We start from the raw sequence: 16,146 nt of genomic DNA on the forward strand, positions 1-16,146 counted from the left end.
AATTATGATTTGAAAAATTATAAAAATTATTTTAAGTTTAATTGGAGTTTTATTATCTTCTGCTGTTGCTGGTTTAATTATATTTATTATAGTAAAAATTGTCTTAAAAATTAATCAAATATTTTAGAAAGGAGAAAAAAATGAAACCTTTTTGACCAAGAAAAGATAAAACAAATATTAATAATAATGAAGAAAAATCTAAATTAATTTTTTTAGAAAATAAAAGTACACACACTTCTATTTTAAGTTATTTTGGTTTTAATGATTTTAATCATGAGACTTATTTTACTGATTTTGTTGCTGAAAATAATGCTAATTTATATAATGCTCCATTGGATATTAATAATGAAACTATTAAACAATATTTAATTAAACAAGAATTTTATAGAAAGAATTGAAATTCTATTTTTAAATTAAGCAAATTAGGAATTAGTGGTTATTTAATTTATATTGCTAATGATGATTTATATTTTCAAGTAGTAGATATACAGCAAAGAATTTATGATATTACTGGTAAATTAATTCAATGTACTATTTTTTATGATAGTTATCAACAAAATGCACAAACATTAAGATTATTTGAAGTGTATAAATTAAATAATGAACAAGTAACTATTAATCGTGCAATTTATAGTATTAGTGATAATAAAAAACAATTTCCTTTACCTTTTAAAGAATATAGTAATAATCCTAATTTAGAACAAGAACAAACATTAAATATTAATTATATTCCAATAGCAATTATGAGAAATAAAGCAAATGAGTTAGCAGATTGTAATAAAGTAATGGATAAAATTAAAGCATTAGATGTTATTTATGAACAAATTGTTTTAGATACTATTTTAAATTCACCAAAGTTTATTTTTGACCAAACTTATGGTAATGCTAAATCTACAATGGATGAAGCCGTAAGAACATTAGTTACTAACAACTATATTTGAAAAACTACTGGTGATAATAATGAAAAAAGTGAAAATATTAATATGACAAGTAGTAATTTTAAAGGTAAAAATTTAACTGATATATATGATTGAAATATTAATGAAATATTTAAACGTTGTGGTATTCATATACCAAGTCAAAAGAAATCAGCACAACAATCGGTTCCCGAAAGTACAGCGGTAAATATTTCAACTATTAATTATATTGAACAAAAATTATGACAATTTAATATTGATATTCTTAAATTTATTCAAATATTAGTACGTTTAGATAAAGATTTATTAAATAGTAAAACATTTAATATTAATGATGAACAAGAAATTAATAACTTAACAGTTAAATTAAAATTATTTAATCCAGAAAATAACCAATTAATAGGAGAAAACAATGGAAAACAACAACAAACCACAAACGAAGTTTCCACAGAAACAAACTAAACTTAATCAAGCAGAAATAGAAAATGATTATTTAATTGATAATATTCCTTATGATTTTACTAATATGATGAGTGCTACTAGTGACCCTGATATTAATAGAGCATACGATGAATTTAAAAAAAGAAAAATTTATATTTATGAAATTGAACGTTTATTTAGCAAATTTAAGTTTTAATTTATAATAACTGGATAATTGTATTTATTTGATAACATTTAAAATTAACCATTTTTGTATACATATCAATGTTATAAGTTCTATCACCAATCATATGCTTTAAAATTTGTTTAATATTAGTTTCAGTAAAGCAACCAATATTTTCAACTAATGCTTGGTTTAATACACCATCTTTTGCATTAATAAAATAACCAACTTTTAATTTTTTATATTGTAAAGTTAATGATTGTAAAAAATCAATTAATTCATAATATTGACCTTTGGCAAATAAATTTATTGCATTTTGATAGTGTAATTTAGCAATTTGATTTTTTCTTCTTCCTGCCATTATACCAAGAAATAAAACATGAAAAGCATGAAATTTATCTAAAATAAATTTAGCATTTAAAATTGTAGCAGTTTTTCTAATTCATTTTGCACTATCTCCACAAACTATTAAATTTGCTTGGTCAAAGTTTTCAAAAAATAAATTACCATATTTTTCTATTAATTTTGCGGTTTTTTCAGCACCAATTTCTGTTTTTGAAACTCTTATTTTACATACAGCTCTTTTATTAATTAATTTTCCATTTTTCTTTTTACCAGTACACATTACTATTAATCTCATCGAACATTTTTTACAATTTTTAGTATTGTGTTTTTCATTAAACTTAAATTTTCGATGACCATCATCAATATTTACATATAAATTTTGATTTGGTTGTAATGGTATTTTGGGAATATTTGCTTTTGGTAATTCAAATTTTTGATATGTTCTACAAACTGTACTATTACTTATTAAATCTTCAATAAAAGTATCACAAACATCACGATACTTTTTACCATCAGCAAAATATTTTAAAATTTGTTTAATAACGTTAGGTGCAAGTTTACTATATTTTTTAACACCAAGATAATTATCTAATAATGATACGTACTCCATTTTTTGTGTTTTTGTGTTATAATGTGTACAAATACGTCGCTTATAAGTTAATAAACCTTTTTTTGCTTTTAATTTTCGTTGTCTAAATCTATATGATTTATATTCAGATTTATCACATATACTTCATAAATAATCATCTATTTTTGCAAATAATTCTTCTGTTTGTTTTAAACTTAATTCATCTTGATTAAAATCATGTTTGTCTCAATCAAAATGATTTGCGAATGGTAATATAAACATTTTTAATGTTCCTTTCTAATTTTTGTTTGTTAATAATTTAAGTTTAATTTTTTTTAAAAAATAAGGAGTAAATATGGCTTTTATTAGTAGTTATGGACAATTAAATAAAAAATATAATCTTAATTTTAGTGATAATAATTATGGTTTTAGTTGAGATATTTTTAAAGAATTTGTTGGTGATGAATGAGCAGAATATTTTACTACTAATTGTTTTTATCGTTTTGTTCCAACAGCACGTGGAACAAGAAAAACTTGAAACTGTTTAGCATTTGATTTATTTATATGTTGTAATTTTAGAAATAGTAGTGTTCAAGAAGTAAGAAGATATGAAAATACTCATAGTGAAACTACAATTGGTGCTTTAATGAATGTTTGTCAAGTTTTATTAGATACATATAATATTAATTTATTACCTAATAATCCACATGGCATTAAATGAAAAATTACTAAGGATGGGGGATGTATTATCTTTCCAAGTAATCAACAAATTGACTTTATTGGTTATGCTAATGGTAATAAGATTTTTGGAAAAGAAGCAGGTGGGTCAAGTTTTTTAGGTTCAAGAACAGATGAAATTATTATGGCAGAAGAAAAAGAAACATTAACTGAAAAACAATTAACATATCGATATGAACGTTTACAAAACTCTATGTTTAGAAGTAATCGTATTAAAGTATCAAATAAACCTATTAAAGAGTGAAGTTGAACATTTATTGATAAAAATATATATAGTTCTACCTTTGGACAAAAGATTACTCGTTATTTTTATAAAAGTTTTTTCATTACTTTTACATGTAATCCTTATGATAAATATCATCCATTTTATTTAAAATACTGTACACCATTTTTACCATTAAATGATGAAGTCATGAAAAATCTTAAAAAAGTTGGTAAAGTTTATTATGAAAATAAAGATATGTTTAGTGGTTTAGGTTTATTTGTTTTAAGATTTACTATTCAACCATTTTGAAATAAATTACCTGACATTCAACAAAGAACATTATTAGAAATGGAAAAAAGTAATCCAGATGAATATAATACTGTTTATTATGGTTTTGAATTTTTAGATAGCGATGCAACAATTTTCCCATTTCAAAAAACAGTAAAATATTGACAATCATATGATTTAAAACAATTTTATAATCAAGAAAAAGAAATGTATAAATTTGATTTTTATAGTGTTGGTATTGATTGAGCTACGGGACCAAAAGACCATACTGTATTTATGGTAGTTGGTTTTAAAGAATATAATAATACTGGTTATTATGATGCTTATATTATTTGTGAATTAGTAGTTACTCCAAATGATTTTATAAATGAAAATGAAAAAATTAATGCTTATGTTAATGAAATTTTAGGATTAATGGATAATTTTGAAAATTTTGAACAAGCAATTTATTTTTATGATGATAAAGCAAGAACAGCAATGGATTGATTAAATCAAAAATTAATTGATGAACACAATACTATTTTAATAACACAAACCGCTATTAAACATGCTTCAAATTTAAATCAAGAAGCCGGATTAACTAATAGAGTAGTTTGAATGAGAAATATTATGAGTTATGGAAACTTTTATGCAAATAAAGATGATTTACCAAAAACAACTCAATGTTTAGAAGAATTACGTTATGACCAAACCAAAACTAACATTCCTGACAAAAATATGTATCAAGACCCTTATGATGCATTATTTTATGCATTATATCCATATAAAAATGTAATTAGGGGTAAAAATAATGCTACTGTAAAAAAAAGTATCTTCACATTTGCAATATAATAAATAAGCGCAATACAATTAATATTATAGGTATCAAAAAATAAACACCTTTAATTTAGGCGTTATTTTGCTTTTAAAAGCATACTTGTAAAAATAATCAAAAATAGTACAATTTAAAAGTAAAATCAAGGAAAAAAGGAGATATTTATTATGAAAACATGAATAAAAACAAATTTTCAAAAAATATCATTATCATTTGCTGTAATAACTGGTGTTACCGGTTTAATCTTAGGAATAGTTTCATATAATAAAAATAATCAATTAACATATTTTTATGATTACGACCATGAAGCACACTGGGGGGCAACTATTTGAGCAAGACCAGTAAGTAATAAACATAAAATTACTCTTTACTGAGCATCAAATAAATTAACTGATGATGCAGTAAAATGAGATGGTATTTATCCAGATTGATATTTTGATAATTAAATTTCTAAATTTATATAAGAAATATTTTCATTATATTTATCAAATAAATTAATATTATTTAAATTTATTTCTTGTTTATTTGTTACTAAAATTAAATCATAATTACCAGCACCAAATAGTCCGCTAACTTCAATTCGATTTAAGTTATTAATTGGATTTTCAATTTGTAATTCAAATTCACTATTATTGTCAATTTGTAAAACTTCTTTATAAAATTCTAATTTAGAAAATAATTGTGATTTATTTGAACCATATAAATTTAAAGCATTTTCGGTTTTATTTTTATTAATAAGCTAAATTGTAAAGGTAAGTGCAACTAAATTATTTTTCTATCCAAATATTCGATTGGTGAAAGATAATTTAGTATTTTTCTCGGTCTTTGATTTAAAGACAATATAAATTTATGAACTTCATTTTTATTAGTTTTTGAAAAAATAAATTTTTTAGGAAATTTTTCTCTAATTAAACCATTAGTATTTTCATTAGTACCTCTTTGTCAAGGTGAATATGGATTGGCAAAATAAATTTTTACATCTAAATTTTTTTCAAGTTGTTGTCAATTTGAAAATTCTTTGCCACGATCAAAAGTAATAGTTTTAACAATGTTTTTAGGAAGAATTGATAAATAATAACTGACATTTTTATTAATAACTTTAGTAGTTCTGTTTTTAACTAATATTGCTAAAGAAAATCGTGATACTCTTTCAACTAAAGTTATTAAACATGATTTGCTTTTACCTCGTGATGATACTATAGTATCTCCTTCTCAATGACCAAGTGTTATACGATCATTAACATTTATATCTCGTTCTTTAATTGATTTACCATTAAACTTGCCACGATTTTCTTTAGATTTTCGTTTTTTACCTTTTCTTCTTAAATTTTTACTAGTAACTTTATCAAGCATTCCAAAATAAATTCAAGTATAAATTGTTTTAAAACTAATAACTCACTCTTTATGAAAATTTTTAATTCTGCCATAAATTTGTTCAGGTGATCAACCTAATAGTAATTTTTGTTGTACATATTTTACTAAATTCTTATTTTTAAACTTATGAAAACTAATATGTGATTGTTTTCGATTTTCAGCTTTATTTTGTGCAATTAATGAAAAATAATGATTATTATCTTTATTTCTATTAATTTCTCGAATAATAGTACTAATACTTCGATTAAGATTTTTAGCTATTTCACTAATTTTAAATTTAAATTTCAATTGATTCTCAATATAAATCCTTTCATCTATGCCAAGATGTTTATAACTCATATAAAAACTCCTTACTTTTTTCTAAACTAAATTTAGCATTATGAAATTTTTATATGAGAATTTTTTGCAATTTTATTTACTTGCACTTACAAGTATAATTCAGCATAATTAATCTTGTAAAATATTTTCCATATTCACCATTACCTAATGTTCAATCTGCAGGAATTAATGATGGTATATTATTGCTTTCTAATTCATTAGTTATGGATAGTCAGTTAAATTGATTATCATCTAATTTCAATAATTCATTTTGACTAATGTCATTGTTTTTTAGTTTAATGTTATTGATATCTGTAAAATCAAAATATGCAGATTTTAATACTACTTTTATATCTTTAAATTCTCAAATCTTATCAGGTGTAGAATGTATAGGATTTGATTTTAATTCAAAATAATAAGGTAATAATAATTTATATTCATCATTTAAACCGTTATTAATAGACATGGTTGAATAAATATTTTTTGATAGCATTATAACTATTTGTTTTAATATTTTAACTTTTGGTAAATTTGTATAGTTAGGATAATCTAATTCTCATTGTTTAAATAAATTAGTAATAACTTCATTTGGTTTTTGTCCTTCAAACTTAGCACGAATTTTATCTAAATCATTCATTTCTTTTAAAACATTACTTAATGATGCACCATCAAAGTTTCTATTATAAGTATATGTATAAGTTAACATATCTAATAATACTTTTTGTAAACTATCAATTGGTGGTCTATCTTTTATTTCTAGTTCAACATCATGAAATTTATTTGTTGTAGAAATAAATAAATTATAGTCACTTACTAAAAATCATGACTCTAATTTTTTATCTTTTAATTCTAGTTCATCAGATAATGGTCATACTTTTGAATTTTTAGAAACATCATAACCAATTTTATCATTAGTTACTCTTGCATTATTAATAATTTCTTTTCTTGTTTCTCTACCACCACCAATAGCAATTAAATCTAAAACTGATTTTTCTTGTCCTATAAATTGTTTTGCTAAATTTCAAGGTAATATTTGTTCACTAAATCATTGTTGTAATATTCTAACTTTTGGTTGAGTTTCAATAGGCATTGATAATAGCGGAAATGCTATCTTATCTTTGACAAATAACTTTGGGTATACCTCTCCATATTGTCGACTTCACCAAGTACCTTTATATTGCCAAAAATCATGCTTCTAGGTGCTTTAATTTTTAAACCAATAACTTTGGTGTCTTTATCTAGTGGTTTTTGTAATTTAATAATAATTGGATAACCATCTCTTGTTTTAAAGTCTTTAATTTTAATAATAGTAATACTTTTAGTACTTCTAGTTTTTGGATTTTGATAAGGTTCTGAATAATTATTAATAATATATAAATTATCAATATTATTTTCAGTTAATGGTTCATTTATACTAACTGCATATAACTTAAATTGATTTAATAAATTTATTTCTTGAAATATTAAATTTTTAATATCAGTCATACTATATTCAATTGTATTGTCATTAATATTAGTACTTGCTCTTTGATTTAATTGCATAGTAAAATCAGATGTTTCAACAGCAGTAGTTTTTAATACTTTATCAATATCAATAAAACCTATTTTAATAGTATTTGCTGAAAATCTTAAACTATTATTTTCATTATTTTTAAATAAACGTTCAATTTCATAAATATAAATTTTTCTTTTTTTAAATTCATCGTATGCTCTATTAATATCAGGGTCACTAGTAGCACTCATCATATTAGTAAAATCATAAGGAATATTATCAATTAAATAATCATTTTCTATTTCTGCTTGATTAAGTTTAGTTTGTTTCTGTGGAAACTTCGTTTGTGGTTTGTTGTTGTTTTCCATTGTTTTCTCCTATTAATTGGTTATTTTCTGGATTAAATAATTTTAATTTAACTGTTAAGTTATTAATTTCTTGTTCATCATTAATATTAAATGTTTTACTATTTAATAAATCTTTATCTAAACGTACTAATATTTGAATAAATTTAAGAATATCAATATTAAATTGTCATAATTTTTGTTCAATATAATTAATAGTTGAAATATTTACCGCTGTACTTTCGGGAACCGATTGTTGTGCTGATTTCTTTTGACTTGGTATATGAATACCACAACGTTTAAATATTTCATTAATATTTCAATCATATATATCAGTTAAATTTTTACCTTTAAAATTACTACTTGTCATATTAATATTTTCACTTTTTTCATTATTATCACCAGTAGTTTTTCAAATATAGTTGTTAGTAACTAATGTTCTTACGGCTTCATCCATTGTAGATTTAGCATTACCATAAGTTTGGTCAAAAATAAACTTTGGTGAATTTAAAATAGTATCTAAAACAATTTGTTCATAAATAACATCTAATGCTTTAATTTTATCCATTACTTTATTACAATCTGCTAACTCATTTGCTTTATTTCTCATAATTGCTATTGGAATATAATTAATATTTAATGTTTGTTCTTGTTCTAAATTAGGATTATTACTATATTCTTTAAAAGGTAAAGGAAATTGTTTTTTATTATCACTAATACTATAAATTGCACGATTAATAGTTACTTGTTCATTATTTAATTTATAAACTTCAAATAATCTTACTGTTTGTGCATTTTGTTGATAACTATCATAAAAAATAGTACATTGAATTAATTTACCAGTAATATCATAAATTCTTTGCTGTATATCTACTACTTGAAAATATAAATCATCATTAGCAATATAAATTAAATAACCACTAATTCCTAATTTGCTTAATTTAAAAATAGAATTTCAATTCTTTCTATAAAATTCTTGTTTAATTAAATATTGTTTAATAGTTTCATTATTAATATCCAATGGAGCATTATATAAATTAGCATTATTTTCAGCAACAAAATCAGTAAAATAAGTCTCATGATTAAAATCATTAAAACCAAAATAACTTAAAATAGAAGTGTGTGTACTTTTATTTTCTAAAAAAATTAATTTAGATTTTTCTTCATTATTATTAATATTTGTTTTATCTTTTCTTGGTCAAAAAGGTTTCATTTTTTTCTCCTTTCTAAAATATTTGATTAATTTTTAAGACAATTTTTACTATAATAAATATAATTAAACCAGCAACAGCAGAAGATAATAAAACTCAAATTAAACTTAAAATAATTTTTATAATTTTTCAAATCATAATTTTATTCCTGTAATTCTTCTACTTTTCATGTATTACCTTTATCGCTACCTTTTAAAGAATAAATAGTAATAAATTTTGAGTGTTGTACTGATAAAACTAAGACATTAGTATTATTGTTAAAAACTTCTATTGGTACACCTGCTATTTTTGTATTAGTTATAATAAATTCTTTAATTGCAAAAACATTATTATATATATTTCAAGAATAATAAACTTTATATCTTTTATTAACTATAAAATCATAAGTAATTTGTCAATTATCTCATTTATTTTTTTCTCTTATTCCTACTTCTTTTCAAATTGAACTACTTGGAGGAATTGGAATTGGTTGTGGTTGTTTTTTGATAATTTCATTAATAGCACCAGCAACAGTTTTATCAGTAGTTTCTAAATTAGGAATTTCAGTACCAATAGTATTTATAGAAAAAGCATATTTGAATTGGTCTTTATCCATTTTATTGTCTAATTTTTTATCTACTTCTTCTTTTTTATAATAATCAGTTAAATCAGTTTTCCCGCAAGTAGCACTAATTTTATTATTTTCATCAATTTTAATATTTTCACCAGCAATTAACTTATCTTGTTTTTTATCTAATAATTGATTTGTTTCTAGTTTTGTATAATAATCATGTTCAGTATTTTCTTCTGCTATAAATTCAGTTGGTGTATCTATTCCTTAATATTGATATATTTCTTCTATATCACCAATTAAATTAATTTTTCCAAGTTCAGGATAAGAATTACCACCACCACTAAATTGTTTCTTTTTATTGTTATAGTAAATAGTTCCAATATTTAAAATATTTTTATTTTGTATTTGTTCTCCATAAGTCATGGAATCAACATTTAACAATTCAAATTCGTTAAAAACATTATTTAAATAAATTTTAATTACTTTATAAAATTTCATAAAGTTATTTTCTGTTGAATATTGATAACTGATTTTAATAAAATATCATTTAAATATTTCTATATTATTATTTTCAACTTTTTTTCATAAGGGACTAGTTTCAATATTAAATCAATTATTTTTAACATCATTAATATTTTCGTTTGTTTTAATTAATTCACTATTTAATTTGGTAATTTCATTTTCATTTGTAGTAATTCGTTTTTGTTGTTTAGCAGAAAAATCACAAGTTGGTGCATGTGTATAATCACCAATTTGTGGATTGTTTTGTAAAACATCAGGTGGTAATGTTCCAATTTCATTAGGTCAATCTAAAATCATAGTTTCAGTTTTTGAGTCATATTCTGTTGCAACATAACCTTTATTTATTAAATTTGTAACTGGTCCCCTATATGTTTCATTTTTATTACCATTAATGGTATCATCACATAATTTTATTTGCTTTGATAATGTAAATTATTTTTGTTCTTGAATTAATTCATTAACTTGGTTTCTAGTATAAAATGCTTTTAAGTCAATTTTTTCAACATCTATTTCATCATTATTATAATTTGAAAATATTTGTTTTAATTCTGTTAATCTTGCTCATATTTTCATTCTACTAGGTGCTAAATCTCAAATATTAATCGTAGGAGTACTACTTGCAATAAATTGATTACCATTATTAAATTGAATAGTAGCATCAACATTAAATTCAATTGGTGTACGATTAAATACTCAATGTTCAACCATAACATAAACCATATCTCTTAAAGTTTCTTTAATTAATTCATCTTTAAAACTATCAAAAGGAAATTTAGATAAAATAAAATCAAGATAAGCATTAATATCATTTTGAGCACGAATAGCAAATGTTTTAAATCAATCATCAACATTTGGTCATGTATTTATATATTGTCGTGGTGTTTCTGTAATTGTTCCAGTTAATGGATATCAGTTATTATAATTTTCTAAACTGACACCAGTTCAAAGTTTATTAATCATATTTTATCATTCCTTAAAAAATGCTTTTTTATAACGTTTGGTTTTTGATTTAGTTTTTCTATGTGATATATGTATAATTTCTTTTTGTAATTTTTTCTTTCCTTTTTTTACAACTTGATTATATGCAAATTTTTCTAAATGTCTTAACAATCCAGTACCAAATACAGTATTAACTGATAATTTTAAACCCACCCTTTTAAATGATTTATTGACATTATCAATAGGATTATTAATAACATTAACTACTTTATGATAAGTTCTAATTGTCCTTAATATTTGCCTATAAATTTTAAAACTATCTTTAATCATTTGTTGTACAACTGGTAGAGCAAAAGCAATACTTTTTAATCATTTATTTTGACTAACTCCATATCCAATATATCAACCGCTATATCATCTATATCAATGAAATGGATGTATTTGAATAACAAAAGTTTCTGCTTTGATAATACTATCAATAACTACAATTGGTTTATATTTAGGATTACGATGATAAATAGTAATTCCACATTTATCTAATGATAAAGGTTGAATTTTACAAGCCATAAATACTGGTGAATTTAATGGAATTAATTGTGCATGTTTAATTGCTTTCTTTTCAGCACTTGTAAATACATCAATTGTTTTTTCTTTTAATTTATTAATTTTTTCAAATGCTTGTTTTTCTAATTTTTCGAATTTCTCTTGTAATTTATAAATATTTATTCTTATTTTTTCAAAATATGAAGTATCTTTTCAAAATTTATTTAAACCTTTTTTAAAATAAAATTTAATATCAAAATATTTAAAAGTTTGATTTGCTTTTAATACTAATTTATGAATTGAACTATTTTTAAAATTAAATTTAATTGCATTAGCACGAATTTTTTGTAAATCTAAAATTAAAGATTTTCCATATCTATTTTCTGCATGTATTGTATGAACTAAATTTAATCAGTCATGTTGGTTCATTTTTAATACTTCTTTTAAATCAGTATTATATTTTTGTAAAAAATTGTTTGCTTTATCAATATCTTTAATTTTAAATTTAGGAGTTAACTGTGGACTTAACTTTATTAATTCATTTTGTAATAATAAATAATTTTTTAATTCTTGTACTTCTAATTTTGCAAAATTATTTTTATATTGTCTTTCAGCAACAAAACCTAAATTTTGTATTATTGTTTCGCGATTTGGAGCATGGTTATAATTAAATAAATAACGTTTATTTCCAATAATTTTATCTGTTAAAATTTCTTTTCCACTTACTTGACTAATGATTTCTTGTAAATTTTTTGCTTTTTTAATGCCAATTTGTTCTAATGTTTTAGTTTTTTCTGCTAAACTAATAAATTTAGTTGTACGATAACCACGACTAATTCTATTAAGTCCAGCAAATGCAGGTAATATATTAAAAAAAGTATTTAATGGTGTAACATTTCCTTTTAAATAATCATAAACTTGATTAATAGTAAAATCAGTTAAACACTCTACACCAACAGCACTAATACTAGCAAGTAAATCACTTGCACCTAAACCAAGTGCTAAACTTTCACTTAATCCACCAGTAAAAGGAGCAAGTGCTACTGCTATTACTTGTACACCAATCATTTCTAAAATTTCTCATCATCAACTTTTATGTTCTTGTTGTTGACTTGTTCTAGTATGTTTTGGTTTATTTATGTTTAAAAGTATTGCTGTACTAGTTGTACCAATTGGCATAATAATTATCCTTATTTAAGAGTTATTTTTATAGGATTTGTTGAACCTTGATAATTTTTATCAGTGTCATTAGTAGTGATTACTACATATAAATCTCCTGCTTTTTGGTTTTGATTACTTACATCCACTTGACCTTGGGCATCACTAAAATAATTAATAATTGGAGTTGTTAAATTTGGATTTAAATTATTTAGTTCAGTTGTATTTTTAATTGTTGTATCTAATAATTTATTCTTTTTAGTAGTATCAGCAGTAATATTAGTTGTTAATGTTGTAATTTCTTCACTTAAAGTTGTAATTTCTTCACTTAAATATTTTTTATTAACAATACCACATAACATTCATCTTGATTCTGTTTCTGAGTTTGACATATAAGGAATAGATTCTCCTGTTACTTGTCCACCAACTAAATATCTTTTTGGAACTTTACCATCTTTAATATCTTCAACATATATACTAGTTTGTTGTAACATATATCTTTTCATTGCTTTTGGTGTTGCTAAAACAAAATTCATAATTTGATTTTTATTTTCAGTATTTTTAAATGTCATATAATCATCCATAACAATTTGACATAATACACCTTTAATATATAAATTTGTTCCATTTAATCTTAATTGTTGTGCTAGTTGATTATCAGTAATTAAACCTTTATTATCTGCTAAATAAACTAAAGTATCATAAAGACTATTTGTTATAAAAAATTTACAATTATTACTATTTCTTAATTGAAATAAAGTATTTCATGCTGATAACATTGATTTTAAATATCCTACTGGTGTTGTATCAGTAATGATTACTTTTTTGGCAGATTTAGCAATTGTATTTGTATCATTATTTGCTAAATAATCTGCTAAATCATTAGCAACTTCATATTGCATACTTTCTAGTAAATTTTGCCCATTATCTGCAAATAAATCAACTTCACCAATCATTTCTCCTGTACTAGCTTCTTTTGTAATTTCTTTAATAATTTTATCAGTATCAACATAACCAACTTCTAATCCTTTACTTTTATCATTTCAATGAAGTATTTTGAATGTTGGGTCTTTTGGTTTTTTAACTATAAATTCAATTTTTGTAGAATTAACCATTTCAATTGGAAAAAAACTTGCTCATGGACTATTTGATTGTTTATAAAATTCTATAAATTCAGGTGTTTCTACTAATTTTGTAGTATTATCTAAATTTTGTTTAAATGGCACTGGATTTGGCATTTTAAATTTTCCTTTCTTTTATAAATTATTTTTCTTTTTATAATCTAATAAACTACTTTTTATTGAAGTTTCTTGATTTGTTAATATTGTTTCTTGTTTACCACCTGTATTAATTGGTTCTTTAAATAGTGGTTGTTCTTTAATCATTTTTTTAATAGTTTCTTCAATTTTTGAATTTTCTATATTACTTGTTTTAAATTTTAAAAATTCATAAAATTCTTTTTTAACTTGATATTTTTTAAATATATTAATTATTTCTTTTTCTTTAATTTCTTGATTAAGTTTATTTAACTTATTTTCTAATTCAACAATCTTAATTTCTTGCTCTTGTTGTAAATTATTATTTTCAATTAAAGGTTCAGTATTTTGTTCAACATTAGTTTCATTTTCTAACATTTAAATCACACCTTTATTATTTATTTTCTTTTCCATTAATTTTTTCATTAAGTTTTGCTAATTTTTTTTGATGTTTCATCACTTTATTATTTCTTCTAATATGTTTTGGAGTTGTAATAAATCTTTTAAATCAAACAATTAATTCTCTACAAATTAATGTTCCTACACTTGTTCCAATAATAATTAATTCATGTAAAAATTCTTTCATTTTCAATTATTTCCTTTCAATTATTTATTTTTAATTATTCGTCAAATTGACCATTATTAATTCTTTCAATCATTGATTTTGAATTACTTATAATAGTTACCAATAAAGATATTTCTTTATTTAATTGTTCCATTCTTTCTTTATATGTCTGAATTTCATTGTTATAATATTCAATCAATTTTTCTTTATTCATTAGTTATCATCTCCTTTATAAACTATCATATGTAGTTGGTCTTTCATATAAAACATCACTACTTCCACTATTATTACTAATAGCATCACTATTAATTAATCTTCTTGTTTCATTTGTAAATGATGTTTCTTGCATTTCTTGATTATAATTTGTAGTTTCCATAGGTAATAAATTATGTATAATTTCACTTGCACCAGCAACTATTGTTGGTACTGCATAAGCATTATTAAAATCATTATTTATACCCATAGCTACACCACTTGAAATTAGACATCCACTAGTTGCCATATTACATATTTTTCTTATTACTTCAAATCTATTAGGTATTAGTTCACTTAACCCACCAATTAGATTTGATATACCATAAGTACTTAAACTAATATATGTATCTCAATCCATTTGTTGTTTATTATCATTAGTTAATAATAATGGTCATGGTGGTGTTTCTGTGGTAGTAGTTGTTAATCAAGGTGGTGGTTCAGGATTAGGATTGATTTTTGTAAATTTTGCATAATTAATTAAACCAATAGTTCCTAAACCTAATAATATTTTTTTTACTTGAATTTAATATTTTCTTTTTAGTACTTGGCATTTGATTTAAGTTTCATATATCAATTCCTAACTTTTTACTAAATAATAAAGCATTAATACTTCCTAATACTGGATTACCAATAATTTGACCATAATAAGCACTTGTACCAATCATTGCTGATAATGGACTTATTCCAATTCTTATTATTTTTAATAAAGTATAGTTATTTGATTGTACATTCGTGTCATTTGGCATTTTCATTTACTCCTTCATTTTTTGGTTTAATAAACACTTCAACTCAACCTGTATAGTGAACGTTATCACCAACTAAAATAGCAGTATTTGCATGTGGTTGAGAAACAACTAAATATTCAGCAATAACATTAGGATATTTTCATAAAATAATTGCTTTTATATCATTACTATCTGTTAAATCTTTGGGATTTGGTGAAAATATTTCTATTTTATCTTGACCAAATAAATCTGTTAATTTAGTCATTATCAAATTCACCTTTTTCTATTTTTTCAATTAATAAATTTAAAATATTTTTGTCCAAATCAGAGTTTGTATAATTAATTTTTTTAGTTCATTTAATTATATCTTTCATATATTTAAGTAATTTTTCTTTATTCATTATTTATTCTC

The 16,146-nt window shown here is 22.5% G+C and carries 23 protein-coding genes; 5 read left to right on the top strand and 18 right to left on the bottom strand.

Annotation, left to right across the window (positions count from 1 at the left end):
- Window positions 1–4 precede the first annotated feature (4 nt).
- From AAHM79_RS01255 to AAHM79_RS01265, 3 genes are read left to right on the top strand one after another with little or no spacing between them, the layout of a single operon-like run.
- The gene (locus tag AAHM79_RS01255) at window positions 5–127 is read left to right on the top strand and encodes a hypothetical protein (RefSeq protein WP_338957828.1); all 123 of its coding nucleotides are present in this window, start codon (window positions 5–7) and stop codon (window positions 125–127) included.
- Window positions 128–140: 13 nt separating this feature from the next.
- The gene (locus tag AAHM79_RS01260) at window positions 141–1,379 is read left to right on the top strand and encodes a hypothetical protein (RefSeq protein ID WP_342257897.1); all 1,239 of its coding nucleotides are present in this window, start codon (window positions 141–143) and stop codon (window positions 1,377–1,379) included.
- Complete coding sequence (locus tag AAHM79_RS01265; RefSeq protein ID WP_342257898.1) at window positions 1,330–1,554, top strand: hypothetical protein; 225 nt, start codon at window positions 1,330–1,332, stop codon at window positions 1,552–1,554. The genes AAHM79_RS01260 and AAHM79_RS01265 overlap by 50 nt, the downstream gene beginning before the upstream one ends.
- Before the next feature lies 1 nt (window position 1,555).
- On the opposite strand, the gene AAHM79_RS01270 is transcribed toward AAHM79_RS01265, so the two are convergent.
- Window positions 1,556–2,716 carry an Mbov_0401 family ICE element transposase-like protein gene (locus AAHM79_RS01270; protein WP_338957526.1) on the bottom strand — a complete coding sequence of 387 codons (1,161 nt, stop codon included), beginning with the start codon at window positions 2,714–2,716 and terminating at the stop codon, window positions 1,556–1,558.
- Window positions 2,717–2,789: 73 nt separating this feature from the next.
- Between AAHM79_RS01270 and AAHM79_RS01275 the strand changes: the two genes are divergently transcribed.
- Both AAHM79_RS01275 and AAHM79_RS01280 read left to right on the top strand, forming a co-directional pair.
- On the top strand, window positions 2,790–4,496 hold the full coding sequence (locus tag AAHM79_RS01275; RefSeq protein ID WP_342257899.1) for a hypothetical protein: 1,707 nt from the start codon (window positions 2,790–2,792) through the stop codon (window positions 4,494–4,496).
- Window positions 4,497–4,646: 150 nt separating this feature from the next.
- Window positions 4,647–4,925: a hypothetical protein gene (locus AAHM79_RS01280; protein ID WP_342257900.1), complete on the top strand. Its 279-nt coding sequence runs from the start codon at window positions 4,647–4,649 to the stop codon at window positions 4,923–4,925.
- A gap of 316 nt (window positions 4,926–5,241) precedes the next feature.
- On the opposite strand, the gene AAHM79_RS01285 is transcribed toward AAHM79_RS01280, so the two are convergent.
- The 17 genes from AAHM79_RS01285 to AAHM79_RS01365 all read right to left on the bottom strand — a co-directional run bounded on the left by AAHM79_RS01285 (window position 5,242) and on the right by AAHM79_RS01365 (window position 16,135).
- The gene (locus AAHM79_RS01285; protein ID WP_342257901.1) at window positions 5,242–6,192 is read right to left on the bottom strand and encodes an IS30 family transposase; all 951 of its coding nucleotides are present in this window, start codon (window positions 6,190–6,192) and stop codon (window positions 5,242–5,244) included.
- Between the two features lie 76 nt (window positions 6,193–6,268).
- Window positions 6,269–7,261: a hypothetical protein gene (locus AAHM79_RS01290; protein ID WP_342257902.1), complete on the bottom strand. Its 993-nt coding sequence runs from the start codon at window positions 7,259–7,261 to the stop codon at window positions 6,269–6,271.
- A gap of 17 nt (window positions 7,262–7,278) precedes the next feature.
- Entirely contained in the window at window positions 7,279–8,031 is a 753-nt protein-coding gene (locus AAHM79_RS01295) for a hypothetical protein (RefSeq protein ID WP_342257903.1), read from the bottom strand.
- Window positions 7,982–9,220 carry a hypothetical protein gene (locus tag AAHM79_RS01300; RefSeq protein WP_338958617.1) on the bottom strand — a complete coding sequence of 413 codons (1,239 nt, stop codon included), beginning with the start codon at window positions 9,218–9,220 and terminating at the stop codon, window positions 7,982–7,984. Before AAHM79_RS01300 ends, AAHM79_RS01295 begins: the two co-directional genes overlap by 50 nt.
- Window positions 9,221–9,233: 13 nt before the next feature.
- Window positions 9,234–9,356, bottom strand: coding sequence for a hypothetical protein (locus tag AAHM79_RS01305; protein WP_342257904.1), 123 nt, complete (start codon window positions 9,354–9,356; stop codon window positions 9,234–9,236).
- A 4-nt stretch (window positions 9,357–9,360) separates the two neighbouring features.
- Window positions 9,361–9,813, bottom strand: coding sequence for a hypothetical protein (locus AAHM79_RS01310; protein WP_342257905.1), 453 nt, complete (start codon window positions 9,811–9,813; stop codon window positions 9,361–9,363).
- Between the two features lie 222 nt (window positions 9,814–10,035).
- Complete coding sequence (locus tag AAHM79_RS01315) at window positions 10,036–10,590, bottom strand: hypothetical protein (protein WP_342257906.1); 555 nt, start codon at window positions 10,588–10,590, stop codon at window positions 10,036–10,038.
- A 135-nt stretch (window positions 10,591–10,725) separates the two neighbouring features.
- On the bottom strand, window positions 10,726–11,253 hold the full coding sequence (locus tag AAHM79_RS01320) for a hypothetical protein (RefSeq protein ID WP_342257907.1): 528 nt from the start codon (window positions 11,251–11,253) through the stop codon (window positions 10,726–10,728).
- A 3-nt stretch (window positions 11,254–11,256) separates the two neighbouring features.
- On the bottom strand, window positions 11,257–12,954 hold the full coding sequence (locus tag AAHM79_RS01325) for a hypothetical protein (protein ID WP_342257908.1): 1,698 nt from the start codon (window positions 12,952–12,954) through the stop codon (window positions 11,257–11,259).
- A gap of 11 nt (window positions 12,955–12,965) precedes the next feature.
- Window positions 12,966–14,171 carry a hypothetical protein gene (locus AAHM79_RS01330; RefSeq protein ID WP_342257909.1) on the bottom strand — a complete coding sequence of 402 codons (1,206 nt, stop codon included), beginning with the start codon at window positions 14,169–14,171 and terminating at the stop codon, window positions 12,966–12,968.
- Window positions 14,172–14,189: 18 nt separating this feature from the next.
- Window positions 14,190–14,567, bottom strand: a complete 378-nt coding sequence (locus AAHM79_RS01335) for a hypothetical protein (RefSeq protein WP_342257219.1) — start codon at window positions 14,565–14,567, stop codon at window positions 14,190–14,192.
- A gap of 16 nt (window positions 14,568–14,583) precedes the next feature.
- Window positions 14,584–14,775 (bottom strand): hypothetical protein, encoded by a 192-nt coding sequence (locus tag AAHM79_RS01340; protein ID WP_338957816.1) that lies wholly within the window; start codon window positions 14,773–14,775, stop codon window positions 14,584–14,586.
- 34 nt (window positions 14,776–14,809) lie between these two features.
- Window positions 14,810–14,968, bottom strand: coding sequence for a hypothetical protein (locus AAHM79_RS01345; protein WP_338957552.1), 159 nt, complete (start codon window positions 14,966–14,968; stop codon window positions 14,810–14,812).
- A gap of 15 nt (window positions 14,969–14,983) precedes the next feature.
- The gene (locus tag AAHM79_RS01350; protein ID WP_342257220.1) at window positions 14,984–15,367 is read right to left on the bottom strand and encodes a hypothetical protein; all 384 of its coding nucleotides are present in this window, start codon (window positions 15,365–15,367) and stop codon (window positions 14,984–14,986) included.
- 115 nt (window positions 15,368–15,482) lie between these two features.
- Window positions 15,483–15,755: a hypothetical protein gene (locus tag AAHM79_RS01355; protein WP_342257221.1), complete on the bottom strand. Its 273-nt coding sequence runs from the start codon at window positions 15,753–15,755 to the stop codon at window positions 15,483–15,485.
- On the bottom strand, window positions 15,724–15,999 hold the full coding sequence (locus tag AAHM79_RS01360; protein ID WP_338957557.1) for a hypothetical protein: 276 nt from the start codon (window positions 15,997–15,999) through the stop codon (window positions 15,724–15,726). Before AAHM79_RS01360 ends, AAHM79_RS01355 begins: the two co-directional genes overlap by 32 nt.
- Window positions 15,992–16,135, bottom strand: a complete 144-nt coding sequence (locus tag AAHM79_RS01365) for a hypothetical protein (protein ID WP_338957559.1) — start codon at window positions 16,133–16,135, stop codon at window positions 15,992–15,994. The genes AAHM79_RS01360 and AAHM79_RS01365 overlap by 8 nt, the downstream gene beginning before the upstream one ends.
- Window positions 16,136–16,146 lie beyond the last annotated feature (11 nt).

This window comes from Spiroplasma endosymbiont of Nomada ruficornis, from assembly GCF_964030795.1.
GTDB lineage: Bacteria > Bacillota_I > Bacilli_A > Mycoplasmatales > VBWQ01 > Spiroplasma_E > Spiroplasma_E ixodetis_A.